This is a genomic window from Nocardioides sp. BE266, from assembly GCF_031457855.1.
In the GTDB taxonomy this organism is placed as follows: domain Bacteria; phylum Actinomycetota; class Actinomycetes; order Propionibacteriales; family Nocardioidaceae; genus Nocardioides.
Genome location: NZ_JAURTI010000003.1, coordinates 445,797 through 470,057 on the forward strand (window position 1 = coordinate 445,797; position 24,261 = coordinate 470,057).

Genomic DNA, 24,261 nt, shown 5'->3' on the forward strand with positions numbered 1-24,261 from the left:
GGCGGTCCGGGGGGACGTCGGGGAGCGTGCGCACGCGCGGTCCTCTCCCGAGGTGCAAGGACCACACATGACCATCCGAGTAGCGCTGCTGGGCGGCGACGAGATCCTGCGACGTGGCCTGGACGGCATGCTCAGGGTCCTCGGCGGCTTCGAGCCGGTGACGACCCAGGGCCGCGACCGGAACCCGGTCGACATCGCCCTCTTCGAGACCTTCGGGGTCGCGGCGGACGACACCACGCTTGCCCGTGCGGTCGCCGACCCCTACATCCGGCGGGTCGCCGTCCTCACTTGGAACCACCACCCCGGCCTGGCTCGCGAGGTCGTGCGCAACGGGGTCGTCGGCTACCTCGGCACCAGCCTCAGCGCCCAGCAGCTCGGCCGCGCCCTCCATGCCATCCACGCGGGCGAGACGGTCGTTGCGCCGACGGTGCCCGCCGGGTCCCCCGCCGCCGCCGACAGCGCCAGCGACCTCGACCGGCTCACCGCCCGCGAACGCGAGACCCTCGCCCACATCGCCACGGGCCGCAGCAACGTCGACATCGCCGCCGAGATGCAGATCTCGCTCAACTCGGTGAAGTCCTACATCCGCAGCGCCTACGCCAAGACCGGCGTCCAGAGCCGGAGCCAGGCCGTCCTGTGGGCCGTCTCGCACGGGCTCGGTGCCGAGATGCTCGAGCGCACGGCCCTGCTCGAGCGGGCGAGCGCCGTCGCCTGTGCCGACCCGGGCCAGGACGGCCGGACTCAGGTCGTCCGGACGACCGTCTCCCCCTGAGCCACTTCGGCGGCCACGTCGGCCCGCGCAGGCAGGGCGGTCCACTCGCCGCGGCTGATCAGCACCTCACGCAGCAGGTCGGGCCGGTCGGTGATGATCCCGTCGACACCGGCGTCGAGGAGCGTACGCATCGTGGCCGGGTCGTCGACGGTCCACACGACCACGCGGATGCCGAGCTCGTGGGCCCGCGCGATCACCCGCTCGGAGTGGATCGGCAGCCGGCCGAGCCGCAGCGGCACGTGCGCGAACGCGCCACCCGACGTGCCGACGCCGAGGGGTCGTACGCCGCCGCGTGAGCACGCGATGAGCGTGGTCAGCGACCGCCACCCGAGGGCGGTGGTCACGCCCGGTGCCTCGTCCTGGAGCCGTCGCAACCAGCGGCTCCACGCGCCGGCGACCAGGATCCGCTCGGCCCACCGGGGGTTCGCGGCGAGCAGCCGCGCCATCGCGCCGATCGAGGCCTCGTCCTTGAGGTCTATCGCGAACTTCGCCTGCGGGAAGGCCGCCATCGCCTCGGCCAGCGTCGGGACCTGGTCGGTGCCGTGCACCCGCAGGCGTCGTACGTCGGCGAGGTCGAGGTCGGCGATCCGGCCGGGGTGGCCGGTGACCCGCCGCAGCGTGGCGTCGTGGAAGCAGACGACGTGCCCGTCGCGGGTGGTGTGCACGTCGGTCTCGAGGTAGGTGAGGCCCAGGGAGGTGGCACGCCCGAAGGCGGCGAGGGTGTTCTCGGGTGCGAGCGCCATGCCACCGCGGTGGGCGATGGCGAGCGGTCCACCCTCGTGTCCGTAGCGGGGGTCGCCGTAGCTGGTCACGGAACCAGCATGGGTCGGCCCCGCCGGGCTTGTCGCGCCCGGACGGGGCCGTGGAGCGAGTGTTCACCGAGGCTTCGCGCCACGGCCGGGTGGATCAGCTCCGGTAGCCACCCAGCAGCTCGGCGAGCCGCAGGTGCGGCTGCGCCTCGTCGCGCCGGCCCTTGCGCTGCAGGGAGCGGCCCAGCAGCAGGTGGGCGTAGGGCTCGTTGGGGTCGTGCTCGAGCAGCTCGGTGGCGACCCGGATGGTGCCGTCGAGCTGGGCGGAGTGGAAGAGCGAGCGTGCCAGCAGGAGGCGTACGTCGGTGAGCTCGTGGCCCACGTCGCCCGGGTCGTCGAGCAGCTCGGCCAGCAGCACGGCGGCCTCGCGGTAGGCGCGCTCGTCGAACAGCGCCTGGGCGCGCACCCAGCGGTCGTGGGTGGAGTCCTCGAGCAGGCCCGCGTGTCCGCGCAGCAACTGCTCGAATGAGGTCTGGTCGAAGGGGGTGAAGTCGGTCATCGTCGCTCCTCTCGCGCAGACGTACCGCGGCAGTGGGTACTCCGAGCGTGCGCCCGGATGCCGCCTCAACGCCGTACGTCGCCCGGCGATTCCGCGGAATACTGGACCCGACGGCGCCGTTGAAGGTCGTACAAACTTCAACCAGTGGAGGAAAGCATGCAGTTCGGCATCTTCAGCGTCGGCGACGTCACCACGGACCCGACCACCGGGCGCACGCCGTCCGAGGCCGAGCGCATCGCGTCGATCACGCAGCTGGCGCTCAAGGCGGAGGAGGTCGGTCTCGACGTCTTCGCGACCGGCGAGCACCACAACCCGCCCTTCGTGGTGTCGTCCCCCACGACCCACCTCGGCTTCATCGCGGCGCAGACCGAGAAGCTCATCCTCTCGACCAGCACCACGCTGATCACCACCAACGACCCGGTGAAGATCGCCGAGGACTACGCCTTCCTGCAGCACCTCTCCGGCGGTCGCGTCGACCTGATGATGGGCCGCGGCAACACCGGCCCGGTCTACCCGTGGTTCGGCAAGGACATCCGCGACGGCATCAAGCTCGCGGTCGAGAACTACCACCTGCTGCGCAAGCTGTGGCGCGAGCCGGTCGTCAACTGGCAGGGCCAGTTCCGCACGCCGCTCCAGGGCTACACCTCGACGCCGGCGCCGCTCGACGGCACGCCCCCGTTCGTCTGGCACGGCTCGATCCGCAGCACGGAGATCGCCGAGCAGGCGGCCTACTACGGCGACGGCTTCTTCCACAACCACATCTTCTGGAACAAGGAGCACACCGAGCAGATGGTGCAGCTCTACCGTCGCCGCTTCGAGTTCTACGGCCACGGCGCCGCCGACCAGGCCTACGTCGGGCTGGGCGGCCAGGTGTTCATGGCGTCGACCGAGGCCGAGGCCAAGCGCACCTTCCGGCCCTACTTCGACAACGCCCCGGTCTACGGCCACGGCCCGTCGCTGGAGGACTTCACGGAGATGACGCCGCTGACCGTCGGCACGCCCGAGCAGGTCATCGAGCGCACGCTCGGCTTCGCCGACTACGTCGGTGACTACCAGCGCCAGCTGTTCCTCATCGACCACGCCGGCCTGCCGACGTCGCTGGTGATGGAGCAGATGGAGATGCTCGGCACCGAGGTCGTGCCGGTGCTCCGCAAGGAGTTCGAGCGCCGTCGCCCCGCCCACGTGCCGAGCGACCCGCCCACCCACGCCTCGCTCGTGGCCGCCGGACCCGACGCCCCGCACCACCTCGTCGAGCCCGCCCGGGCCCGCGTCGAGGAGATGCAGGCAGCGGCCGAGCAGGCAGAGGCTGACAAGGTGGAGGCATGACCCGTCGCATCGTCGTGGTCACGGCGGGGCTCACCGTCCCGTCGTCCACCCGGCTGCTCGCCGACCAGATCGCCGAGGCGACCTCCGCGCAGGTGACTGCGCGGGGGGAGTCCCTCGATGTCGAGTACGTCGAGCTCCGCGAGGTCGCCGGCGAGCTGGCGTCCTTCATGGTGACCGGCGGCGTCCCGACGCCGCGGCTCACCGAGCTGCGCGAGCAGGTCGCCTCCGCCGACGGCCTGGTCGCGGTGACGCCGGTCTTCAACGGCAGCTACAGCGGGCTGTTCAAGATGTTCTTCGACGCCGTCGACAAGGACTCGCTGACCGGCACGCCTGTGCTCATCGCCGCCACGGCCGGCACCGCCCGGCACTCGCTGGTCCTCGACCACGCGATGCGGCCGCTGTTCACCTACCTCCGCGCGATCGTCGTACCCACGGGGGTGTTCGCGGCCACCGAGGACTTCGGCAGCCACGGCCTCGCCGACCGGATCACCCGCGCGGCGGCCGAGCTGGCGAACCTCGTGCTGAGCCAGGGCGGCTACGCCGTCGGCGGCTTCGCGCCCGACCTCGCGGCGCGCCCGCGGCGTACCGCCGGCACGCAGGTCGAGGCCGACGTGACGCCCTTCGGCGACCTGCTGCGCGGGCACTCCGGCTCCGACTGAGGCCCCACCCCGAGGTGTGGGCCACGCAGCCCGGGCAAGCCCCAACGGGTGAGCCGGGCTCGTCGATGCGCGCCTAGCGTCGAAGGCCACCTCTCGGAAAGGACGGCCCGATGGCACGCAGGACGACGAAGGCGCAGGACCAGACCGGAGCGGGCGGTGAGCTCCACCAGGCGCCGGCGCGCGGCCAGGTGATGACGACCGCCCAGGGTGTGCCGATGGGCGACGACCAGAACTCGTTGCGGGCGGGTGATCGCGGGCCGACGCTGCTCGAGGACTTCGCGATGCGGGAGAAGATCTTCCACTTCGACCACGAGCGGATCCCGGAGCGCGTCGTGCACGCGCGTGGGTACGGCGCCCACGGCTACCTCGAGTGCCTCGACCCGGTGACCGACCTGACCCGGGCCACGCCGTTCGCCCGCAAGGGCAAGCGCACCGAGGCGTTCGTGCGCTTCTCCACCGTGGCGGGCAACCTCGGCTCGCCCGACCTGGCGCGCGACGTGCGTGGCTTCGCGGTGAAGCTCTACACCGACGAGGGCAACTGGGACATCGTCGGCAACAACATCCCGGTCTTCTTCATCCAGGACGCGATGAAGTTCCCCGACCTCGTGCACGCGGTCAAGGAGGAGCAGGACCGCGGGTGGCCGCAGGCGCAGAGCGCGCACGACACGTTCTGGGACTTCATCTCGCTGATGCCCGAGTCGACCCACATGACGCTGTGGCAGATGTCGGACCGCACGATCCCGCGCTCGTTCCGCTTCATGGAGGGCTTCGGCGTCCACACCTTCCGCTTCGTCAACGCCGACGGCGACGCGACCTTCGTGAAGTTCCACTGGAAGCCGCGCCAGGGCCTGCAGTCGGTGGTGTGGAACGAGGCCGTGAAGATCAACGGCGCCGACCCCGACTTCCACCGCCGTGACCTCTACGCCGCCATCGAGGCCGGCGACTTCCCGCAGTGGGACCTCGGCGTGCAGGTCTTCGACGAGGCCTTTGCCGAGGAGTTCGAGTTCGACGTCCTCGACGCGACGAAGCTGATCCCGGAGGAGCAGGTCCCGGTCCGGGTGATCGCCCGGCTCACGCTCGACCGGGTGGCGAGCAACGTCTTCGCCGAGACCGAGCAGGTGGCCTTCTGCACGCAGAACATCGTGCCGGGCGTGGACTTCAGCGACGACCCGCTGCTGCAGGGTCGCAACTTCTCCTACCTCGACACCCAGCTCAAGCGGCTCGGCAGCACCAACTTCACCCAGATCCCGATCAACGCCCCCCGCTGCCCGGTGACGCACTTCCAGCGCGACGGGCACATGCAGATGTCGCGCCAGGAGGGCCGCGCCAACTACGAGCCCAACTCCCTCTCCGGTGACGAGCGCGGACCGCGCGCCGACGTCGAGCAGGGCTTCCGCAGCGTGCCGCGCGAGGAGGGCGGCGAGGTCCGACGCGTGCGCTCGGAGACCTTCGCCGACCACTACAGCCAGGCCCGCCAGTTCTGGATCAGCCAGACCGAGGTCGAGCAGCAGCACATCGTGGCGGCGTACGGCTTCGAGCTCGGCAAGTGCGAGGAGCCGGCCATCCGCACCCGCATGCTCGGCAACCTCCGCAACGTCCACGAGGACCTCGCCCAGGGCGTCGCCGACGAGCTCGGCATGCCCCTGCCCGAGGCGAACGAGCCCGCGTTGCCGACGCGGACCGACCTGCCGGAGTCGGAGGCGCTCAGCATCCTGCGCAACGGGCCCGACTCCTTCGCCGGCCGCAAGCTCGGCGTGCTGGTGACCCCGGGTGCCGACGGGGCGCTCCTCAAGGCGCTCGAGGAGGCGTTCACGGAGGCGGGCGCCGTCGTGGAGTACGTCGCTCCTGCCGCCGGGCCGCTCAGGTTCAAGGGTGGTCGCAAGCTCACGCCGGACCACGCGGTGCCCGGTGCACCGTCGGTGCTGTTCGACGCCGTCGCCGTGGTGACGTCGGCCGACGGCGCCGCCGACCTCGCGGGCCGCAAGAGCGCCTGCGACTTCGTCGACGACGCCTTCGCGCACCAGAAGTTCCTCGGGTGGGTGGCCGACGCGCAGGCGCTGCTCGACGCGGCCGGCGTCACGCCCGACGACGGGTGCCCAGAGCTCACGGCGTCGTCCGTGCCGGCTTTCGTGGAGCAGTGCGGTGCGCTGCGGAGCTGGGAGCGGCCGGTCCGGAGCTGAGCCTTCCGGGCTGTCGGTCGGGCGTCCTAGGTTGGAGGCACCCGACCGAAGGAGCGCGTGATGGCCACCCTCAACCCCTACCTCAACTTCCCCGACGCGAAGGCGCGGGAGGCCATGGAGTTCTACGCCTCGGTCCTCGGCGGCGAGCTCAACGTGATGACCTTCGGCGACATGGGCACCGAGGGTCCGATGGCCACACAGGTGATGCACGGCCAGCTCGAGACGCCGTCCGGCTTCACGCTGATGGGTGCCGACGCGCCGCCGGAGATGGTGCAGGTGACCTTCGGTGACAACGTCTCGGTGAGCATCTCGGGCGGCCACGACGAGGCCGACCAGCTGCGTGGCTGGTTCGCCGCGCTGTCCGAGGGCGGCGAGGTCGGCCAGGCGCTCGAGGCCGCTCCGTGGGGCGACGAGTTCGGGATGTTCAAGGACCGGTTCGGGATCTCGTGGCTCTTCAACATCGCGGGTGCGCCTTCCTGACGAACCTCTTCCGCACGAGGCCCCCGAGCCTCACACTCGTCCCATGACCACCCGAGCCTCCCGTGCCCTGGCCGCCCACCCGCGGCAGTCCTGGCTGACCTTCGGCGGCATCGCGGCGACCGGTCTGGCCGCCGCGGTCTCCGTGGCGCTCCTACAGGGTGCCGGCCGGGTCGGCGTCGTCATGACGGCCTTCACCGGCGTGGTGGTGATCGGGGTGCTGACTGCCGTGCTCGACGCGATCGTGTCGCCCGGCAACCCCGACTTCCGCGGCAGCGGCCACCTCGGGCACGGGTACGGCGGCGACGCCCTCGGCGGCGGGGTCGGGTTCCACGGCGCCGGTGGTGACTGCGGCGGCGGTGGCGGGGTCGACTGCGGGTAGCCCACCGCGCACGCCGGCGACACGCCCGGGGAGGGCGCGCCGCCGACGCGGTGCTGCGGTCAGTCCTGCTCGGTGAGGTCCTCGGAGTCGAGGTCACCGGCGGGGTGGCCGGCGAGACCGTCGAACCCGAAGGTCGGCGCGGTCTCGTCGTGGTTGTGCGTCTCGTCCTGCGTGGCGCTGGTGCCGTCCTCGTCGGTCACGGTGCTGGCGTCCGTGGACCGGTCGTCGGTCACCGAGGCGGCGTACGCCGCGAACCCGTCGTAGTCGAACGGGAACGCGTACGCGCCTTGCGCGCTGCTCGCCGAGTCGCTGTCGGAGTCGTCGCCGACCCGACCGGACTCCTCGGAGCCCTGCTGCGCGAACACCAGCGACGGGTCGCTGGTGAAGGCACCGGAGGCGCCGCCGAGCTGGCGGTCGGCGTACGACTCGTCGTGCGAGGAGGACGACCGGGTGCCGTCCTCGTCCGCGACGGCGGAGCTGCTGCTGTCGGTGCTCGAGGTCTCCTGGCCGAGGAAGCCGCCGGCGCCCTCGAAGGACGAGGGACCGCTCAGCGAGCCGGCCGACTGGTGCGAGCTGTCGTTGCCGGCGATGTCGTCACCGGCCTGGCCGGAGGACGAGCTGTCCGACTGCGAGAACGTGCCGGCCGGGTTGCCGGCGATCTCGCCGAGGACGAAGCCGCCCTCGGTGGACGTCGCGTCCGCGTGCGACTCCTCGGACGACCGGGTGCCGTCCTCGTCGGCCACGCTCGAGGACGACGAGCCCTGCGAGGCCTGGTCGTCGACGAAGGCGAAGGTCAAGCCGTCGAAGGAGTACGGCGCCGAGCCCGCGAACGAGCCGCTGGACTGCGACTCGTCCGAACCGGCGTCACCCGTGTCGTCGGACGCCGAGGCGTTCGACTGCTCGATGGCGCCCTGCGGGTCGACCGCGAGGTCGCCCGTACCGAGCGCGCCACCGGTGGAGTGGCTCCCGGTCGACTCCGAGGAGGACGACCGGGTGCCGTCCTCATCGGTGGTCGTGGACGACTGCGACTCGTGCGTGGTCTGGTCCTGCTGTGCGGTGGCCGTGACGCCGCCGACGTGGACCGGGGCCTGGGCCGAGCCGCTGTTGTGCGAGGACTGCTCGGACGACTGTGCGTCGCCCGCCTCGTCGGACCCGGAGGTCTGGGCCGACGAGAGCGCCCCGCCGGGGTCGATGGTGGTCGGGTCGCTCTGCAGGCCGAGCGACCGGTCGGTGTCGGTCGAGCTGCTGTCGCTCGACGTCGTCGTACCGTCCTCGTCGGTCTGGGTCGTGGTGGAGCTGTCACTCGAGGACTGGGACTGGTCGAGCCCCAGGTCCACGCCGCCGATCTCGATCGGCGAGGAGAGGCTCGAGTCGCTGCTCGAGGTGCTCTCGGTGTCGTCGGCGTTCGCAGCCGCGGCGCCGGCGAGCATGAGCCCGCCCGCCACGGCCGTGACGGCCAGGGATCGCTTGATCCAGGTGTTCATGTGAGTTCCTTCGTGTCGGTTTCTGGAGGCTTCGCGGGACCGCGAAGCCAAGCGTCGGCGCAGGTGCGCGGACGCGGATGACCGGACGAAGGAGGTCAGTCGGGTGAGAAGCCCGGACGATAGGTCGGCGAGCCCGGGAGTACGTGGTCGCGCGGGATGACGCGGATCGACCAGGTGGCGCGGCGCGCGTGGTTCCGCGCGTCGGGGAGGACGGCCGAGGCAGCGCCGACCTGGGCATCGCCGTGCCCGCCCGCATGTGAGGACGTCGGCGTCGAGAGGACGGACGTCACGCCCTGTGGCTGCGCCGGGGTCGGCTGGCGGTCGTCGCCGTGGTCGGCGGCGGGCCGGTCCTCGGCGGTCTGGTCCGCGATCGTGTCGTCCACCTGCGCGGCTTCCGGGACTGCGGCCGATGAGCGGGCCGCGCCTCGGGCTTCTCCGTCGCGCGACATCGCGGTGCCGGCGACGTGATCGGAGCCGGGAGTGGGTTGGACGGCGGCCGGGGCGTCGGTGCTCGGTGCGGTCGGGGTGTCGCTGCCTTCGACGACCGGGTCCACGGCCTGCCCTGCGGTGTCGCGCACCGGCTCGACGACCGGCTCAACGACCGGCTCAACGGTCTCGCGCACGGGCTCCACGACGGGCTCGACCGCCTTGCGGACGGGCCGCGTGACGGGCTCGACGACTCGGTCGCGGACGGGCTGGACCACGCGGTCGCGCACGGGCTTCGTGACCGGCTCGACCGCGTTGCGCACGGGCTCTGTCACCGGCACGACGACCGGCTCCACGACCTCGTCGCGAACCGCGTCGGTCACGGGGGTGGTCTGCTCGGCGACCGTGCCGGTCAGGTCGGAGCCGACGTCACCGACGGTCTCGAGCAGGCCCGGGGCAGCTGATCCGGGGTCCTCGATCCCGTCGTCGGCCTGGGCCGAGCCCGCTCCGAGCAGCAGGAAGAACGCGACGAACCCGAGGCCGGAGAGCAGCCAGAGTGTCGTACGACGACGCGAGCCCGAGGGCATCGGGACGGAGCCGTCCCCGGCAAGAAGGCCGGAGCGTCGTCGGAGAAGCATCGACAGGGGTTCGGACGCGACAGATGTGACGGATGGGTCGTGCGGAGAAACAATTCGCAGGTTCCACCCCGGAGGGTGGGCTCCGGCTGCCGCCGGATCCGTCATACGAAGGCGACCGGACAAGGTCGGGTCGGGATGACGGATCAGGTCGCCGCCCGCACCCCGCGGGACGGAGCGCCAGCGCGTGCAACGAGTGGAGGCTAGGTCACCCGCGTCCGCGGAGCGCCCGCAATTCGGCTCCCGGCGTCGGTCCCGCGTGGTGTGATGGCCGCGCCATGACCCGATGGAGCGCCAGCCAGGTGACCGAGGTCGCGCCTGACGCGTCCTCGCTGGCGGCCGCGCGCAAGCTCGCGCTGCCGGGTCCGTGGCGCGAGACCGGGTGCAGCGACGTGCTCGTGTGGGGCCAGTGCCAGGGCAGTGGCAAGACGCCCTACCAGGTGAGCGTCGACCTCGTCGGGCCTGCCTACCGCTGCTCGTGCCCGAGCCGGAAGTTCCCCTGCAAGCACGCCCTCGCCCTGCTGATGCTGTGGTCCGAGGGCGTCATCGACGAGTCCGGCCAGATCGCGGCCTTCGCCGACGAGTGGGCCACCCAGCGCGCCGAGAAGGCGGCGAAGCCGACCCGGGCCGCGACCGAGAGCACGCCCGACCCGGCGGCCCAGGCCAAGCGGCTCGAGCAGCGGCTCGCGCGGATGGACGCCGGCGTCGAGGACTTCCGGCTGTGGCTCGCCGACCTCGTCCGCGGTGGCCTGGCTGCCGCGCGCAACCAGCCCTACTCCTACTGGGACACCGCGGCCGCCCGGCTCGTCGACGCCCAGCTGCCGGCGCTGGCCGAGCGGGTCCGCGAGGCGGGCTCGCAGGTGCACGCCAGCCGCGAGTGGGCGGCGTACCTCCTCGCGGAGCTCGGCCGCTGGTGGACGATCACCTGCGCCTGGCAGGCCCGCGAGGGCCTCGACACCGACGCGATGGCCGACGTGCGCGTCGCGGTCGGATGGGCGCAGTCGAGCGAGGACGTCCGCGACGGCGACGCCCGCCCGGGTCCGTGGACCGTCCTCGGCGCCGTGCGCACCGACGACGGCAAGCTGCAGGAGCAGCGCACGTGGCTCGCCCACGACGACGGCGAGGTGGTCGCCGTGCTCGACTTCGCGGGCTACGGCCAGACCCTCGCGGTGCCGCAGCTCAGCGGTGCCCGCCTCGACGTCACGGTCTCGCGCTACCCCGGGGCCGCGCCCCGCCGGGCGCTCTTCCGCGACCCACCCGTCGGCGCGGTGCCGGTCACCGGTCTTCCCGGTCGCACCACCCTCGCCGCGGTGCACGCCGCGGCCGCCGAGGGGCTCGGCCGGACGCCGTGGCGGGGTCGGCAGCCGGCCCCGCTCGCCGACGTACGCGTCGTGCGCGAGGGCGAGCAGTGGCGGGTCAGCGACGCGACCGGCTCGCTCCCGATGGCCGACGGTGCCCCGGTGTGGGTGCTGCTCGCGGTGAGCGGCGGTGAGCCCGTCGACGTCTTCGGCGAGGTCGAGTCGGGCGCGTTCCGCCCGCTCGCGGTCTGGCTGGACGACCAGGTGATGGGCCTGTGAGCACCCTCGACCAGTGGCTGACCGACGTCGCCACGGCTGCGCTCGTCGGCAGCGCCCGCCGCGAGCCACCTCCCGCACCCAGCCTCGTCGTCGGCCCGGCGGAGGAGTCCGCCGAGCACCGGCTGCTCGCCAGCGCTGCCGTCGCCGACGCCCTCACCCGAGGAGGTACGACGCTGCCGCCGGCGAGCGACGACCTCCTCGCCGCGGACGACGAGGTGCGCCCGCCTGCCGGCGAGCGCGCCACCCAGCTGCTCACGTTGTTGCTGACCCAGCCGCCGGTGTCCAAGAACGCCCGCGACGAGCTCGTCGTCGAGTGGCTCCGGCTCGCCAACGGCGCGGGCCAGCGGGTGCCCTGGCCGCTACTGCCTGCGCTGCTCGACCACGCCACCCCCCGGCGTCGCGTCGCCAACGCGATGGGCGGCGCGCTGGGTGAGCGCGGCCGCTGGCTCGCCGGGCTCAACCAGGAGTGGAGCGGGCTGCTCGACGGCGACGACGAGCGGGTCTACGCGCCCGTCGACTGGGTGCAGGCCTGGCCGACGATGTCGACCGCCGAGGCGGTGACGGCGTTCGCGCTCGGTCGCCGAGCGGATCCCACCGTCGCCCGCGAGCTGCTCGAGGAGCACTGGTCGACCGTGTCGGCCAAGGTCCGCAGCGACGCGTTGCGCGCCCTCGGCCCCGGGCTCTCGAGCGCCGACGAGCCACTCCTCGAGCAGGCGCTGGACGACAAGGCGAAGTCCGTGCGCGAGGCGGCCGCCGCGATGCTCGACCGGCTCCCCGGGAGCGCGCGTGCGGCCCGGATGGCCGAGAGGCTGCGGCGGCTCATGACCGTGAAGGGGACGCTCGTGCGCCACCTCGAGGTCGACGTGCCCGCCGCGCCCGACGAGGCAGCGGTGCGTGACGGGCTGACCGCTCCGGCCAAGGGCGTGAACCCCACGCCGACCCAATGGCTCTCGCAGATCGTCCGCGGGGCACCGTTGAGCACCTGGACCGACCTCACCGGGAAGGGCCCGGCGGCCACGCTGAAGATGGTCCGCGACAAGGACGTGCTCTCCTGGCTCGTCGAGGCGGTCGTCGACCACCGCGACGGGGAGTGGGCAGCCGCGTGCGTCGACCACGGCGTACCCGACCCGCGGCTGCTGTGGCTGCTGCCGGCCGAGCACCGCGCCCAGCTGCTCACCGTCTGGGTCACCCAGGCCTCCCGTGGCCGCGACCTGCGCAGCCTGCTCTCCGAGGCACCCCGCCCCTGGCCCGACGACCTCGGCCGGGCCGTGCTGAAGCGGATCCAGGGCGAGCGCACCGACATGTCCTTCGCCTACACCGCCGCCCCGCTCCTGCCGGTCGGGCTGAGCCCGGCGCTCGCGCCCGAGATCAACGCAGCCCTCTCCCGGCTGCCCGACGACGGCGGCCACCTGCGCCGCGCCCTCACCGAGACCTTGCAGCTCCACGCGTTCCGCACATCCCTCACGGAGGCCTTCAGATGACCACCACCCAGCCCACGCCCGACGTGCTCCGCCAGCACGCCGAGGACGCGTACGCCGACGAGCTCGCCGCGCTGGCCGCCGTGGACGACCGCCCCCGACCGCCGTCGTGGCACCTCTCGCCGTGGGCCGTCGCGACCTATGTCCTGGGCGGCGACCTGCCCGACGGCACCCGGATCACCCCGAAGTACCTCGGCCAGCGCCGGCTGGTGGAGGTGGCGATCTCGTCGCTGGCCACAGACCGTGCGCTCCTCCTGCTCGGCGTGCCCGGCACCGCGAAGTCGTGGCTCGGCGAGCACCTCGCCGCCGCGATCAGCGGACGCTCCACGCTGGTCGTGCAGGGCACGGCCGGCACCCAGGAGGAGGCCCTGCGCTACGGCTGGAACTACGCCCGCCTGCTCGCTGAAGGCCCCTCGCGGGAGGCGCTCGTCGCCGGCCCGGTGATGCGCGCGATGGAGACCGGCGCGATCGCGCGCGTCGAGGAGCTCACGCGCATCCCCTCCGACGTGCAGGACTCCCTCATCAGCATCCTGTCCGAGAAGACGCTGCCGGTGCCCGAGCTCGACGAGGAGATCCAGGCCCGGCCCGGTTTCAACCTCATCGCCACGGCCAACAACCGCGACAAGGGCGTCAACGACCTGTCCTCGGCGCTGCGGCGGCGCTTCAACACCGTCGTACTGCCCCTGCCGGACTCGCTCGAGCAGGAGGTCGAGATCGTCCGCACCCGTGTGACGGCGCTGGGCGCCTCGCTCGAGCTGCCGGCCGACCTCGCCTCGCTGTCGGAGATCCAGCGCGTGGTCACCGTGATGCGCGAGCTCCGCAGCGGCGTGACCACCGACCAGCGCACGACGATCAAGTCACCGAGCGCGACGCTGTCCACGGCCGAGGCGATCTCGGTGATGACCAACGGGCTCGCCCTCGCCGCCCACTTCGGCGACGGCACGGTGCGGGCCGACGACGTCGCCGGCGGCCTGATCGGCGCGGTCGTGAAGGACCCCGTGCAGGACCGGCTGGTCTGGCAGGAGTACCTCGAGACGGTCATGCGCAACCGCCGCGAGTGGAGCGACCTCTACCGCGCCTGCCGGGACCTGGGCTGAGCCGCGCGGATGCCCGTCGACGTCTACGGCGTACGCCACCACGGTCCCGGGTCCGCCCGGGCGGTGCGCGCTGCCCTCGAGGAGGAGCCGCCCGACCTGGTCCTCATCGAGGGCTGCCCGGAGCTCGACGCCATCGTCGACCTGCTGGGCGAGACCGACATGGTGCCGCCGGTCGCCGGGCTGGTGTACGCCGTCGACGAGCCGCGGCAGGCCACGTTCTACCCGCTCGCGCTCTTCTCGCCCGAGTGGGTCGCGGCGCGGTGGGCGCTCGAGCGCGGTGTGCCCGTGCGGTTCCTCGACCTGCCAGCCGCGCACTCCTTCGCGCTGGCGCAGGAGGATTCGGCCCCGCCCGAGCCCGCCGAGCTGGACGACGACGCGGAGCCCGTCGAGGAGCCGCCGATCCCGGCCGCACGGCTCGACCCGATCGGGACGCTCGCCGCGACCGCCGGCTACGACGACGCCGAGCGCTGGTGGGAGGACGCCGTCGAGCAGCGCCACGGCTCGCCGGCCGAGCGCTTCGCCGCGATCCGCGAGGCGATGGCCGCCGTCCGATCGGCCGACACCCGGCCCGACGACGACCCCGACGTCCGGAGCAACGCGCGTCGCGAGCAGTGGATGCGCCGGGTGCTGCGCGCCGAGATCAAGGCCGCTCCCGAGGCCCGCATCGCGGTGGTGTGCGGCGCCTGGCACGCGCCGGCGCTCGTGCCGGCGGACTTCCCGCCGGCCAGCCGCGACAACCACCTGATCACCAAGCTGCCCAAGACGAAGGTCGCGGCGGCGTGGACCCCGTGGACCGCGGCGCGGCTCAGCTACGCCTCGGGCTACGGCGCCGGCGTCAGCGCGCCGGGGTGGTACCAGCACCTCTTCGACCACCTCAGCCGGCCGGAGCCCGACCCGCGCGGCCTCGCCACGACGTGGCTGGTCCGTGTGGCTCGCACCCTGCGCGAGGAGAAGCTCGATGCCTCGACCGCGTCGGTCGTCGAGGCCGCGCGGCTGGCCGAGACGCTCGCGACCGTCCGCGGCCGTCCGTCCGTCGGGCTGAGCGAGCTCGACGACGCCGCGGAGACCGTGCTCTGCGAGGGTTCGCGGCTGCCGCTCGACCTGGTCCACCGCCGCTTGGTGGTGGGCGAGGAGCTCGGCTCGGTGCCGGAGTCGGCGCCCGTCGTCCCGCTGGCGGCCGACCTCGCCCGCCAGCAGCGGTCGCTGCGCCTCAGACCCACAGCGGCGGTCCAGCAGGTCGACCTCGACCTGCGGCGCGAGGGCCAGCTGGCCCGGTCGGTGCTGCTGCACCGGCTCCGGCTGCTCGGCATCGGGTGGGGCGAGGTCACCGACGCGGGCCGCACGACCGGCACGTTCAAGGAGAGCTGGTCGCTCGAGTGGCGGCCCGAGCTCGCCGTCGACCTCGTCGAGGCGAGCATCTGGGGCACGACCATCGCTGTCGCCGCGGCCGCCCGCGCCGCAGACCGGGCGGCCCACTCGGCCGACCTCACCGAGCTGGCCGCGCTGGTCAGCACCTGCCTGACCGCGGACCTGCCCGACGGGATAGAGGCCGTGCTCGACGCGCTCGACGCCCGGGCCGCGGTCCAGCACGACGTGCCCGCCCTGCTCTCCACCGTCGAGCCGCTGGCCCGCACCTGCCGCTACGGCGACGTGCGCGGCGTCGACACCGCGCGGGTGCGCACCGTCCTCGGCGCCACCGTCGTACGCGCGTGCGTGGGGTTGCCGATGGCGTGCGCGAGCCTCGACGAGGAGGCCGCCGAGCAGGTGGCGACCGCGATCGCCGGCGCGCAGCGCGGCCTCGCCCTCCTCGCCGACCCCGAGCTCGACGACGCCTGGGCGGAGGCGCTGGAGTCGATCTCCGCGCCCGACCACGTCGCCGGCGGTGTCGCGGGCCGAGCCACGCGCATCCTGCTCGACGCCGGCCGGATCGACTCCGGCACCACGGCCCACAGGATGGGACGGCGGCTCTCGCTCGCCGCTTCGGCGCCGCAGGCCGCGGCGTGGCTGGCAGGCTTCCTCGCCGGCGACGCGGTGCTGCTGGTGCACGACGCCACGCTGCTGGGGCTCGTCGACGCGTGGGTCAGCGACCTCGACGAGGAGGCGTTCGAGGACCTGCTGCCGCTCGTGCGTCGTACGTTCGCCGCATTCAGCGCGCCCGAGCGCCGCACCATCGGCGAGCAGCTGTCGCGCCTCGGGCGGCCGGGCGAGAGCCCCGCGACGGCGAGCAGCGGGCTCGACCTCGAGCAGGCCCGACCGGCGCTGGAGGCCGTGGCACGGCTGGTCGGCTGGAAGGTGGTGGACCATGACGGAGCAGGCTGAGAGCCGCGACCGGCTCACGCGCTGGCGGCTGATCCTCGGCGGTCAGGAGGCCGACGGCCTCACCGGCGCCGACGGGCAGGGCATCGGCCTGACGGAGGGCGACGGGCGTCGCGACGACGCCCTCTCCGCGTTGTACGACGGTGAGCGCAAGGCCGGCCTCGGCGGGTCGTCACCCCGCGTCGCGCGCTGGCTCGGCGACATCCGGACCTACTTCCCGTCCTCGGTCGTGCAGGTCATGCAGGGCGACGCGATGGAGCGGCTCGGGCTGCGCCAGATGCTGCTCGAGCCCGAGATGATGCGGGCCGTCCAGCCCGACGTCGGCCTGGTCAGCACCCTGATCGGGCTGGGCCGGGTGATCCCCGAGCACTCCCGCGAGACGGCGCGCGCGGTCGTCCGGCAGGTCACCGACGAGCTCGAGGAACGGCTGCGCCAGCGCACCGTGCAGGCCGTGACGGGCGCGCTGGACCGGTCCGCCCGGACCCGACGCCCGCGGATGCGCGACGTCGACTGGCGCCGCACGGTCGCGGCCAACCTCAAGCACTACCTGCCCGAGCACCGCACGGTCGTGCCCGAGCGGCTCGTCGGCTACGCCCGCCGGTCGACTCAGGTCGAGCGCGAGATCATCCTCTGCATCGACCAGTCCGGCTCGATGGCGGAGTCGATCGTCTACAGCTCGGTCTTCGGCGCGGTGCTCGCCTCGATCAAGTCGGTGGGCACGCGGATGGTGGTCTTCGACACCGAGGTCGTCGACCTGACCGACGACCTCGACGACCCGGTCGACATCCTGTTCGGCGTCCAGCTCGGCGGCGGCACCGACATCAACCGGGCGCTGGCCTACTGCCAGGACCGGATCACCCAGCCGGCCGACACCGTGCTCGTGCTGATCAGCGACCTCTACGAGGGCGGCATCGCCGAGGAGATGATCAGCCGCGCCAGCGCGGTCGTCGGCTCGGGCGCGACGATGATCGCACTGCTCGCGCTGAGCGACTCCGGCCAGCCGTCCTTCGACGCCGACCACGCGGCGGCGCTCGCCGAGATCGGCGTACCGTCGTTCGCCTGCACGCCCGACCTCTTCCCCGACCTGATGGCGGCCGCCATCGAGAAGCGCGACATCGGCGAGTGGGCGGCGGCCAACGACGTGGTCACCACCCACGAGACGACCAAGCCGCTCTGAGCCCCTGCCGCCGGGGGTGGCGGCAGATTGCGTCTGGTGGGGTCTGGGCGTGCGATGTGCCGCCACCTTGGGGTCGTACGTCGTGGGGGTGGCGGCAGATTGCGTCGGAGCGACGTGTGGGCGTGCGATGTGCCGCCACCATCGGCGCTAGCCGGGCTGGTTCTCCCAGGCCGGGCCTTCGCCGCCGAAGCGCTCGACGAGCCGGCGCCCGACGTGGCCGGCGTTCGCGCGGCGTACGTCCTCGGGGACCTCGGGCAGGTTCTCCTCCCAGTCCAGGAGGGGTGATCCACGCAGCTGCATCATCCGGGCCGGGCGGCCGAAGAAGAACGGGTGGGCGTGGGCCCCGCCGTCGCCGTACCGGCCCATGTGGCAGCGCCCGACGCTCGGCAGCTCCTCGACGGCCGCGGTGATCGCGACGATCAGCCGGCCCATCTCGGCGGCCAGGTCGTCGGGCAGGTCGGCGACGTCGTGGTGGGCGTGCGGCTTGAGGATCAGCGTCACCGGCAGCTGCATGCCGATCTCGGAGACCCGCCACCGCTCGTTGTTCCACGCGACCCGCGCCGCCTGCTCGGGCGTCAACGGGTTGCGGCAGTCGCACGCGGCCGGGTCCTCGCCGTTGCGGGGCGGCTCGGCGTCGACCAGCGGCTCGAGCGGCTTGATCCGCAGCCCGTCGAGCTCGAACGGGAACACGTCCCACCCCGGCATCGCCTCGATCGCGACGGCCAGCCGACCCTCGTCGTCGGTGGCGGCGGCGATCCGCGCGTAGTAGTCCTCGATCGACTCCAGCTCGCTCATGCCCGGGAGTCTTCCACCGCCCACCCCTAGTGGGGTGGTCCGCAGCCTGTCGGCGAGGCACGGTCGAAGGCATGAGCGATGACAAGATCAGTGTGGAGCGCACCATCCCCGCGTCGAGCGCCGAGGTCTTCGAGGTGCTGAGCAACCCCGAGCGCCACGTCGAGCTCGACGGGTCGGGCTTCGTCGTCAGCGACGAGAAGACCGACCGGATCCAGGGCACCGGCGACGTGTTCACCATGAACATGACCGGCGACCACATGGGCGGGGACTACCAGACCGAGAACCACGTCACCGGTTTCTCGCAGAACAAGCTGCTCGCCTGGCAGACCGCGCCGGCCGGGCAGGAACCGCCCGGCTGGCAGTGGGTCTGGGAGCTGGAGCCCGAGGGCTCCGACGCGACGCTGGTGCGGTTGACGTACGACTGGAGCAGCGTCACCGACAAGGAGCTGCTCGAGAAGATCAGCTTCCCCCTGGTCTCCCAGCACCAGCTCGAGGACAGCCTCGACAACCTGAGCCAGGCCGTCACCGGCTCCTAGGACAGGCACAGACGCGCGGACCGGAGCAGGTCCGCGCGTCTGTGCTCCGCCGTCAGGCGACCGGGGTGAGCTCCGGCTCCTCGACGCGTACGTCGACCACCTCGCCCGTCGGGCCGGCCGGTCGGCGCGGCCACCAGACCCGGTCGCCCAGCAGGACGAGGGCGGCAGGCAGCATCACCAGGCGGATGATCGTCGCGTCGAGCAGGATCGCCACCGAGAGCGCGACGCCCATCATCTTCATCTCCAGCATGCTCAGCGTCGCGAAGATCGCGAACACCGAGACCATGACCGCCGCGGCGCTGGTGACGACCGAGGCGCTGTCGCGGATGCCCTGCTCGACGGCCAGCTTCGTCGGCAGGCCGCGGCCCACCAGCTCGCGGATCCGGCCGGTGACGAAGACGTGGTAGTCCATCGACAGCCCGACGAGCACGACGAGCACGAAGAGCGGGATCCAGTCGATGACGAAGCCGGTGCTGGTGAAGCCGAGCGCGTCCTCGAGCCAGCCGTGCTGGAAGACCAGGGTCAGCACCCCGAAGGCCACCCCCACCGACACCAGGTTGAGCGCCGTCGAGACCAGCGCGAGCGGCACGCTGCGGAAGGCGACGCCCATCATCACCAGCGTCAGCAGCAGGACGAACCCGATGACGACCGGCATCCACGACGAGAGGTGCTCGTCGAAGTCGAGGTTGGAGGCGGCGTCGCCGCCCACCGCCCACTCGAGTCCGTCCAGTGAAGCGGGCGCGAGGTCCTCGCGCAGGTCGGTGATCGCGTCGGTCGTGCGCTGGTCCGAGTCCGACCACGGCAGGGCGAGGGTGAGGGAGGAGGTGCTGCCGTCGTCGGACGTGGTCACCCCGCCAGGCACGGCGGTGAAGTCCGTCGCGCTCGACGCCAGGTCGTCCAGTGCCTGCGCCGAGCCGTCGCCCTGCGCCAGCACCGTGACGGTCGTGCCCTCGCCGGGGAACTCTGCGGCCACGTCGCGCATCGTCTCCACCGCCGGGATGCCGGCAGGCAGCGTCTCCAGGTTGGAGGCGTGCATCGTCATGCCGAGCGCCGGGACGGCCAGGGCAGTGGCGGCCGCGACCGAGCCGGCGAGCGCCAGCGCCGGGTGGCGTACGACCGGGGCGAGGATGCGGCGGCTGATCCCGCCGGCGCCGATGCGGCGGTTGAGCCGCCACAGCAGCGGCACCCGCGGCCGGTCGACCCAGCGGCCGAGCTTCACCAGCAGCGCGGGCAGGACCGTGATGGATCCGAGCACGGCGACCGCGACGACGATGATCGCGCCCATCGCCAGCGAGGTGAAGGTGACGAAGTCGACCAGGAAGAGGCCCGACATCGCCGCGGCCACCGCGAAGCCCGACACGAGGATGGAGTGGCCCGAGGTCTGCGCGGCGATCTCGACCGCGTCGAGGGTGCTGCGCCCGCGGGCCCGTTCCTCGCGCTCGCGCTTGAGGTAGAAGAGCGAGTAGTCCACGCCGACGGCCATGCCGATCAGCACGATCATCGACCCGACGGTCGGCTCGGCCGGGACGAGGTGCGAGACGACCGCGGAGATGCCCATGGTCGCGGCGACGCTGCCCAGCGCGAGCAGCACCGGGATGCCCGCCGCGATCAGGGCGCCGAACGCCAGGAGCATCAGCACGAGCGTGACGGGGAGGCTGATCCCCTCGGCCGAGGAGAGGTCGTCGGCCACCTGGTCGTTGATGTCCTCGTCGAGGCTGAGCCCGCCGGTCTGTCGTACGGACAGGTCGGGGTGCTCGGCCGCGACCTTCGCGGTCACGTCCTGGAGCGGGGCGACGTCATCGACGCCGTCGGCCAGCGCGACCGATACCAGCATCGCGGTGCGGTCGTCGTTCCAGATCGGTGGTGCGACGTCGCTGACGCCCTCGGCGTCGGTCATCCGCCGAGCCACCTCCCGGGCGGCGTCCGGCAGCTGGGCCCGGTCGCCGCTCAGCAGCACGACCTCGGTGTCGGGGGAGGTGAGGCCGGCCTTCTCGGCCATCGCGTCGGCCCGGCCGGACTCACCGATGCGGTAGTCGGCGTCCTCCGCCTCGTGGGTCGGCACCAGGACGGCGAGGCTGGTGGCCGCGAGGACGAGGAAGAGCCAGGTGAGGATCGCCCGCCAGGGGTGCTCGGCGCTCCAGCGCGCGGCTCGCTGGGGGATCCGGGTGATCAGGTCGGCAGCCATGGCTGTGCTCCGTTCGGTGGGGTGGATCGGTCGGCTCCACGCTCCCGGCGATGCGCCGTCAGGGCAGGGGTGGCACCTCCCGGTCCGAGGTGGGGTAAACCCCACCGACCCCGCCGCCGCCATCGGTGAGGATGGAGCCATGGCACCGCGACCGAGCCCCCTCCGGCTGACCGGCCACGCCCTCGCCCAGGTGGCGCTGGTGGTGCCGACGGTGGTCGCTGCCGTGTTCGTCGCGGTCGGCGGTGCGACCGCGCTGCTCGTCGTCGGCATCCCGTTCCTGCTCCTCGGCCTGCCACTGTTGCGCTGGATCGCCGACCGTCACCGCGCGATGGCCGCCGTGACCCTCGGCCACCCCGTGCCGGCCGACCGGCTCCCCGATGACGACCGCTCCCTGCCTGCCCGGCTGGCCATCTGGGGCCGCGACCCGATGACGTGGCGCGAGCTGGCGTGGGCCTTCGCCTCGGTGACGCTCGGCTTCGCCGTCTCGCTGCTCGTGGTCCTGCTGATGGTCTGCGTCGTCACCCTCGTGCTCTGGTGGTACGCCGCTCCGCAGCTGATGCGGGTGCGCGCCCTGACCGACGCCCGCCTGCTGAGCCGCGGCAACCACGAGCTCCTCGAGGAGCGCGTGCAGGTGCTCACCGAGACCCGCGCCGAGACGGTCGAGGACTCCGCCGCGGAGCTGCGCCGCATCGAGCGCGACCTCCACGACGGGGCCCAGGCCCGTCTCGTGGCCCTCCAGATGAACCTCGGCCTGGCCCGCGACCTGATGGACAGCGACCCGGCCGCCGCGCGTGACCTGCTCGCCGAGGCGTCGACGACCACGGGTGCCGCGCTCGGCGACATCCGCGACGTCGTCCGCGGCATCCACCCGCCCGTGCTCGCCGACCGCGGCCTCGCGGGTGCGGTGCAGGCGCTGGCCCTCGACCTCGCCGTCCCGGTCACGGTGACGGGCGACCTGCCCGACCGGCCGTCGGCGCCGGTGGAGACAGCGGCCTACTTCGCGGTGCTCGAGTGCCTGGCCAACGTCACCAAGCACGCCGAGGCCGAGCACGCCTGGGTCGAGCTGGACCGCCGCGACGACCTCCTGGTCGTCGTCGTGGGCGACGACGGCCGCGGCGGCGCCGACCCGTCGGGCGGGACCGGGCTGCGCGGGGTGGCGCGGCGTCTGGCGGCCCTCGACGGCAGCGTGAGAGTCTCGAGCCCCGAGGGTGGTCCCACCCTGGTCACGCTGGAGGTGCCGTGCGAGTCGTCCTCGCCGAGGACAACGCCCTCCTCCGCGACGGGCTGACCCGGATCCTGGTGGCCCACGGCTTCACGATCCTGCACTCCGTGGACAACGCGCCGGAGCTCGAGGAGGCGCTGGCCGACCCCGACGCGGAGGCCGCGATCCTCGACGTACGCCTCCCGCCCACGCTCACCGACGAGGGCCTGCGGGCCGCGATCGCCTGTCGCGCCGAACGCCCGGGCTTCCCGGTCGTCGTGCTCTCGCAGTGGGTCGAGCACCTCTACGCCCGCGAGCTCCTGGCCGACGGCGGCGGTGCGGTCGGCTACCTGCTCAAGGACCGGGTCGGCGACATCCGCGAGTTCGTCGACGCGGTGCACCGGGTGGCGGGCGGCGGTACGGTCCTCGACGCCGAGGTGGTCTCCGCGATCATGGCGCGGCCGCGGGCGCGAGCGGTCGACCGCCTCTCCGAGCGGGAGCGCGAGGTGCTGGGCCTGATGGCCGAGGGCCGGTCCAACGCCGCCATCGCCGCCGGGCTCTTCATCACGCCGAAGGCCGTCGACAAGCACGCCAACAGCATCTTCACCAAGCTCGACCTGCCCGTCGCCCCCGACGACAACCGCCGGGTGCTCGCGGTGCTGGCCTGGCTCGAGGTCTGAGCCCGCGCGTCACCAGGTCTCACCAGGGGGCGGGCTGGTAGTCCTTCAGGAAGACGCCGTAGACGTCCTCGCCCTGCTCGCCGAGGACGATCGGGTCGTAGACCCGCGCGGCGCCGTCGACCAGGTCGAGCGGTGCGTGCCAGCCCTCGGCGGCGATGCGCAGCTTCTCGTGGTGCGGGCGCTCGTCGGTGATCCAGCCGGTGTCGACGGCGGTCATCAGGATCTTGTCCGCCTCGAACAGCTCACCCGACGACGTCCGGGTCATCATGTTGAGCGCGGCCTTGGCCATGTTGGTGTGCGGGTGGCCGGCGCCCTTGTAGCGGCGACCGCCGAACTGCCCCTCCATCGCCGAGACGTTGACGATGTACGCCCGTCGCGCACCGTTCTCCACGGCCGCGCGCATCGACGGGCGCAGCCGGGAGTTGATCAGGAACGGCGCGATCGAGTTGCAGAACTGCACCTCGAGGAGCTCCAGCGGGTCGACCTCGTCGAGCACCTGCGTCCACGAGTTGTTGTCCTGGATGTCGGGGATCAGGCCGCCGGCGTCGATCGCCGTGCCGGCCAGGTGCGCCTCGAGCGAAGCGCCGCCCGCCTTGAGTGCGAGGGCGGTCAGCGACGCGGCGTTGTGCGCGGCGAGCGCGTGCTCGGCGGTCTCGCCGTCGTGGTGGGCGACCGCGGTCGAGGACAGCGCACCGGCGATCGCGGCCGGGTGCGCCTCGGAGATCCGGTCGAAGGTGACCATCTCGGGGAGCGCCTGGACACCGAGCGCCTCGGGGGTCGGCAGCGGGGCGTTCTCGCCGTCGATGAGGTGGGAGTACGCGCCGGGGAGGCGTCGTACGGTCTGGCAGGCGTTGTTGATGATGATGTCGAGAGGGCCGTCGGCCGCGACGTCGTCGGTCAGCGAGATGACCTGGGTCGGGTCGCGCAGGTCGATGCCGACGACTTTGAGGCGGTGCAGCCAGTCGGCCGAGTCCTCCATCGCGGCGAAGCGACGCACCGCGTCCTTCGGGAAGCGGGTCGTGATCGTGGTGTGCGCGCCGTCGCGGAGCAGTCGCAGCGCGATGTACATCCCGATCTTCGCGCGGCCGCCCGTGAGCAGCGCGCGCTTGCCGGTGAGGTCGGTGCGCTGGTCGCGCTTGGCGTGGCTCATCGCCGCACAGCTCGGGCAGAGCCAGTGGTAGAACGCGTCGACGAGGGTGAAGTCCTGCTTGCAGATGTAGCAGCCGCGCGCGGTGATCAGCTCTCCGGCGAACGCGCCGACGGTGGTGGACACGAGCGGGATGCCGGCGGTCTCGTCGTCGATCCGCATCGGCGACCCGGTGGCCGTCTTCGCGATGATGTCGAGGTCGTGCTGGAGCCGCTCCTGGCGGATCTCGGCGCGACGCTGCTTCTTGATCAGCTTGTACATGTACGAGGCGGCCCGCTTCATGGTGCGTACGTCGTCGTGCTCGGGGTCGAGGGTCGCGACGTCGCGGAGCACCTCGAGCGCGATCGCCAGCTTCTCGGGATCGATGCCCTGCTGGTCCTGCTGATGCTGCTCGTTCACCGGAGAAGGGTACGGGTCGCAGGA

Annotated in this window: 21 protein-coding genes; 14 read left to right on the forward strand and 7 right to left on the reverse strand. The window is 72.8% G+C overall.

The features are described 5' to 3' along the window. The first annotated feature begins 67 nt into the window (after positions 1–67). Positions 68–772, forward strand: a complete 705-nt coding sequence (locus tag J2X46_RS10835; protein WP_310250045.1) for a response regulator transcription factor — start codon at positions 68–70, stop codon at positions 770–772. On the opposite strand, the gene J2X46_RS10840 is transcribed toward J2X46_RS10835, so the two are convergent. Together J2X46_RS10840 and J2X46_RS10845 are read right to left on the reverse strand one after the other, a co-directional pair. After that, a complete protein-coding gene (locus J2X46_RS10840; protein WP_310250046.1) occupies positions 742–1,584 on the reverse strand; it encodes a glycerophosphodiester phosphodiesterase family protein in 843 nt (280 codons plus the stop codon). The two genes, J2X46_RS10835 and J2X46_RS10840, sit on opposite strands and share 31 nt — an antisense overlap. A gap of 94 nt (positions 1,585–1,678) precedes the next feature. Continuing rightward, entirely contained in the window at positions 1,679–2,080 is a 402-nt protein-coding gene (locus tag J2X46_RS10845; protein WP_310250047.1) for a tetratricopeptide repeat protein, read from the reverse strand. 156 nt (positions 2,081–2,236) lie between these two features. Here J2X46_RS10845 and J2X46_RS10850 point away from each other — a divergent pair, with 156 nt between their 5' ends. The 5 genes from J2X46_RS10850 to J2X46_RS10870 all read left to right on the forward strand — a co-directional run bounded on the left by J2X46_RS10850 (position 2,237) and on the right by J2X46_RS10870 (position 7,104). After that, positions 2,237–3,406, forward strand: a complete 1,170-nt coding sequence (locus J2X46_RS10850) for an LLM class flavin-dependent oxidoreductase (RefSeq protein ID WP_310250049.1) — start codon at positions 2,237–2,239, stop codon at positions 3,404–3,406. After that, positions 3,403–4,065, forward strand: a complete 663-nt coding sequence (locus tag J2X46_RS10855; RefSeq protein ID WP_310250052.1) for an FMN reductase — start codon at positions 3,403–3,405, stop codon at positions 4,063–4,065. Before J2X46_RS10850 ends, J2X46_RS10855 begins: the two co-directional genes overlap by 4 nt. Before the next feature lie 110 nt (positions 4,066–4,175). Next, positions 4,176–6,245, forward strand: a complete 2,070-nt coding sequence (locus J2X46_RS10860) for a catalase (protein ID WP_310250055.1) — start codon at positions 4,176–4,178, stop codon at positions 6,243–6,245. Between the two features lie 60 nt (positions 6,246–6,305). Beyond that, entirely contained in the window at positions 6,306–6,725 is a 420-nt protein-coding gene (locus tag J2X46_RS10865; protein ID WP_310250057.1) for a VOC family protein, read from the forward strand. A 43-nt stretch (positions 6,726–6,768) separates the two neighbouring features. Beyond that, entirely contained in the window at positions 6,769–7,104 is a 336-nt protein-coding gene (locus J2X46_RS10870) for a hypothetical protein (RefSeq protein ID WP_310250060.1), read from the forward strand. A 59-nt stretch (positions 7,105–7,163) separates the two neighbouring features. Here J2X46_RS10870 and J2X46_RS10875 read toward each other — a convergent pair whose 3' ends face one another. Together J2X46_RS10875 and J2X46_RS10880 are read right to left on the reverse strand one after the other, a co-directional pair. Beyond that, complete coding sequence (locus J2X46_RS10875) at positions 7,164–8,588, reverse strand: hypothetical protein (RefSeq protein ID WP_310250063.1); 1,425 nt, start codon at positions 8,586–8,588, stop codon at positions 7,164–7,166. A gap of 95 nt (positions 8,589–8,683) precedes the next feature. After that, entirely contained in the window at positions 8,684–9,652 is a 969-nt protein-coding gene (locus tag J2X46_RS10880) for a hypothetical protein (protein WP_310250065.1), read from the reverse strand. Between the two features lie 275 nt (positions 9,653–9,927). Here J2X46_RS10880 and J2X46_RS10885 point away from each other — a divergent pair, with 275 nt between their 5' ends. From J2X46_RS10885 to J2X46_RS10905, 5 genes are read left to right on the forward strand one after another with little or no spacing between them, the layout of a single operon-like run. After that, positions 9,928–11,226, forward strand: a complete 1,299-nt coding sequence (locus tag J2X46_RS10885; protein WP_310250068.1) for an SWIM zinc finger family protein — start codon at positions 9,928–9,930, stop codon at positions 11,224–11,226. Next, positions 11,223–12,707, forward strand: coding sequence for a DUF5691 domain-containing protein (locus tag J2X46_RS10890; protein ID WP_310250070.1), 1,485 nt, complete (start codon positions 11,223–11,225; stop codon positions 12,705–12,707). Before J2X46_RS10885 ends, J2X46_RS10890 begins: the two co-directional genes overlap by 4 nt. Next, on the forward strand, positions 12,704–13,801 hold the full coding sequence (locus tag J2X46_RS10895; protein ID WP_310250072.1) for an AAA family ATPase: 1,098 nt from the start codon (positions 12,704–12,706) through the stop codon (positions 13,799–13,801). The genes J2X46_RS10890 and J2X46_RS10895 overlap by 4 nt, the downstream gene beginning before the upstream one ends. A 9-nt stretch (positions 13,802–13,810) precedes the next feature. After that, entirely contained in the window at positions 13,811–16,120 is a 2,310-nt protein-coding gene (locus tag J2X46_RS10900) for a DUF5682 family protein (RefSeq protein WP_310250074.1), read from the forward strand. After that, on the forward strand, positions 16,104–17,294 hold the full coding sequence (locus J2X46_RS10905) for a VWA domain-containing protein (RefSeq protein ID WP_310250077.1): 1,191 nt from the start codon (positions 16,104–16,106) through the stop codon (positions 17,292–17,294). The genes J2X46_RS10900 and J2X46_RS10905 overlap by 17 nt, the downstream gene beginning before the upstream one ends. 147 nt (positions 17,295–17,441) lie before the next feature. On the opposite strand, the gene J2X46_RS10910 is transcribed toward J2X46_RS10905, so the two are convergent. Next, positions 17,442–18,089, reverse strand: a complete 648-nt coding sequence (locus J2X46_RS10910) for a hypothetical protein (protein WP_310250079.1) — start codon at positions 18,087–18,089, stop codon at positions 17,442–17,444. Positions 18,090–18,160: 71 nt separating this feature from the next. Here J2X46_RS10910 and J2X46_RS10915 point away from each other — a divergent pair, with 71 nt between their 5' ends. Further along, the gene (locus J2X46_RS10915) at positions 18,161–18,625 is read left to right on the forward strand and encodes an SRPBCC family protein (RefSeq protein ID WP_310250082.1); all 465 of its coding nucleotides are present in this window, start codon (positions 18,161–18,163) and stop codon (positions 18,623–18,625) included. 52 nt (positions 18,626–18,677) lie between these two features. Here J2X46_RS10915 and J2X46_RS10920 read toward each other — a convergent pair whose 3' ends face one another. After that, positions 18,678–20,810 (reverse strand): MMPL family transporter, encoded by a 2,133-nt coding sequence (locus J2X46_RS10920; protein WP_310250084.1) that lies wholly within the window; start codon positions 20,808–20,810, stop codon positions 18,678–18,680. A gap of 139 nt (positions 20,811–20,949) precedes the next feature. Here J2X46_RS10920 and J2X46_RS10925 point away from each other — a divergent pair, with 139 nt between their 5' ends. Beyond that, entirely contained in the window at positions 20,950–22,098 is a 1,149-nt protein-coding gene (locus J2X46_RS10925) for a sensor domain-containing protein (protein ID WP_310250085.1), read from the forward strand. After that, complete coding sequence (locus J2X46_RS10930; RefSeq protein ID WP_310250089.1) at positions 22,050–22,691, forward strand: response regulator transcription factor; 642 nt, start codon at positions 22,050–22,052, stop codon at positions 22,689–22,691. The genes J2X46_RS10925 and J2X46_RS10930 overlap by 49 nt, the downstream gene beginning before the upstream one ends. A gap of 19 nt (positions 22,692–22,710) precedes the next feature. Here the strand turns inward: J2X46_RS10930 and J2X46_RS10935 are convergent, their stop codons facing one another. Continuing rightward, the gene (locus tag J2X46_RS10935; RefSeq protein WP_310250091.1) at positions 22,711–24,237 is read right to left on the reverse strand and encodes an SDR family NAD(P)-dependent oxidoreductase; all 1,527 of its coding nucleotides are present in this window, start codon (positions 24,235–24,237) and stop codon (positions 22,711–22,713) included. Positions 24,238–24,261: the final 24 nt, after the last annotated feature.

Excerpts from the sequence above, each read along its gene's own strand:
- J2X46_RS10845 (WP_310250047.1), bottom strand. The coding sequence starts at position 2,080 with ATGACCGACTTCACCCCCTTCGACCAGACCTCATTCGAGCAGTTGCTG.
- J2X46_RS10915 (WP_310250082.1), top strand. The coding sequence starts at position 18,161 with ATGAGCGATGACAAGATCAGTGTGGAGCGCACCATCCCCGCGTCGAGC.
- J2X46_RS10835 (WP_310250045.1), top strand. The coding sequence starts at position 68 with ATGACCATCCGAGTAGCGCTGCTGGGCGGCGACGAGATCCTGCGACGT.
- J2X46_RS10910 (WP_310250079.1), bottom strand. The coding sequence starts at position 18,089 with ATGAGCGAGCTGGAGTCGATCGAGGACTACTACGCGCGGATCGCCGCC.
- J2X46_RS10855 (WP_310250052.1), top strand. The coding sequence starts at position 3,403 with ATGACCCGTCGCATCGTCGTGGTCACGGCGGGGCTCACCGTCCCGTCG.
- J2X46_RS10875 (WP_310250063.1), bottom strand. The coding sequence starts at position 8,588 with ATGAACACCTGGATCAAGCGATCCCTGGCCGTCACGGCCGTGGCGGGC.
- J2X46_RS10850 (WP_310250049.1), top strand. The coding sequence starts at position 2,237 with ATGCAGTTCGGCATCTTCAGCGTCGGCGACGTCACCACGGACCCGACC.
- J2X46_RS10860 (WP_310250055.1), top strand. The coding sequence starts at position 4,176 with ATGGCACGCAGGACGACGAAGGCGCAGGACCAGACCGGAGCGGGCGGT.
- J2X46_RS10895 (WP_310250072.1), top strand. The coding sequence starts at position 12,704 with ATGACCACCACCCAGCCCACGCCCGACGTGCTCCGCCAGCACGCCGAG.
- J2X46_RS10865 (WP_310250057.1), top strand. The coding sequence starts at position 6,306 with ATGGCCACCCTCAACCCCTACCTCAACTTCCCCGACGCGAAGGCGCGG.
- J2X46_RS10880 (WP_310250065.1), bottom strand. The coding sequence starts at position 9,652 with ATGCTTCTCCGACGACGCTCCGGCCTTCTTGCCGGGGACGGCTCCGTC.
- J2X46_RS10870 (WP_310250060.1), top strand. The coding sequence starts at position 6,769 with ATGACCACCCGAGCCTCCCGTGCCCTGGCCGCCCACCCGCGGCAGTCC.
- J2X46_RS10900 (WP_310250074.1), top strand. The coding sequence starts at position 13,811 with ATGCCCGTCGACGTCTACGGCGTACGCCACCACGGTCCCGGGTCCGCC.
- J2X46_RS10920 (WP_310250084.1), bottom strand. The coding sequence starts at position 20,810 with ATGGCTGCCGACCTGATCACCCGGATCCCCCAGCGAGCCGCGCGCTGG.
- J2X46_RS10905 (WP_310250077.1), top strand. The coding sequence starts at position 16,104 with ATGACGGAGCAGGCTGAGAGCCGCGACCGGCTCACGCGCTGGCGGCTG.
- J2X46_RS10885 (WP_310250068.1), top strand. The coding sequence starts at position 9,928 with ATGACCCGATGGAGCGCCAGCCAGGTGACCGAGGTCGCGCCTGACGCG.
- J2X46_RS10925 (WP_310250085.1), top strand. The coding sequence starts at position 20,950 with ATGGCACCGCGACCGAGCCCCCTCCGGCTGACCGGCCACGCCCTCGCC.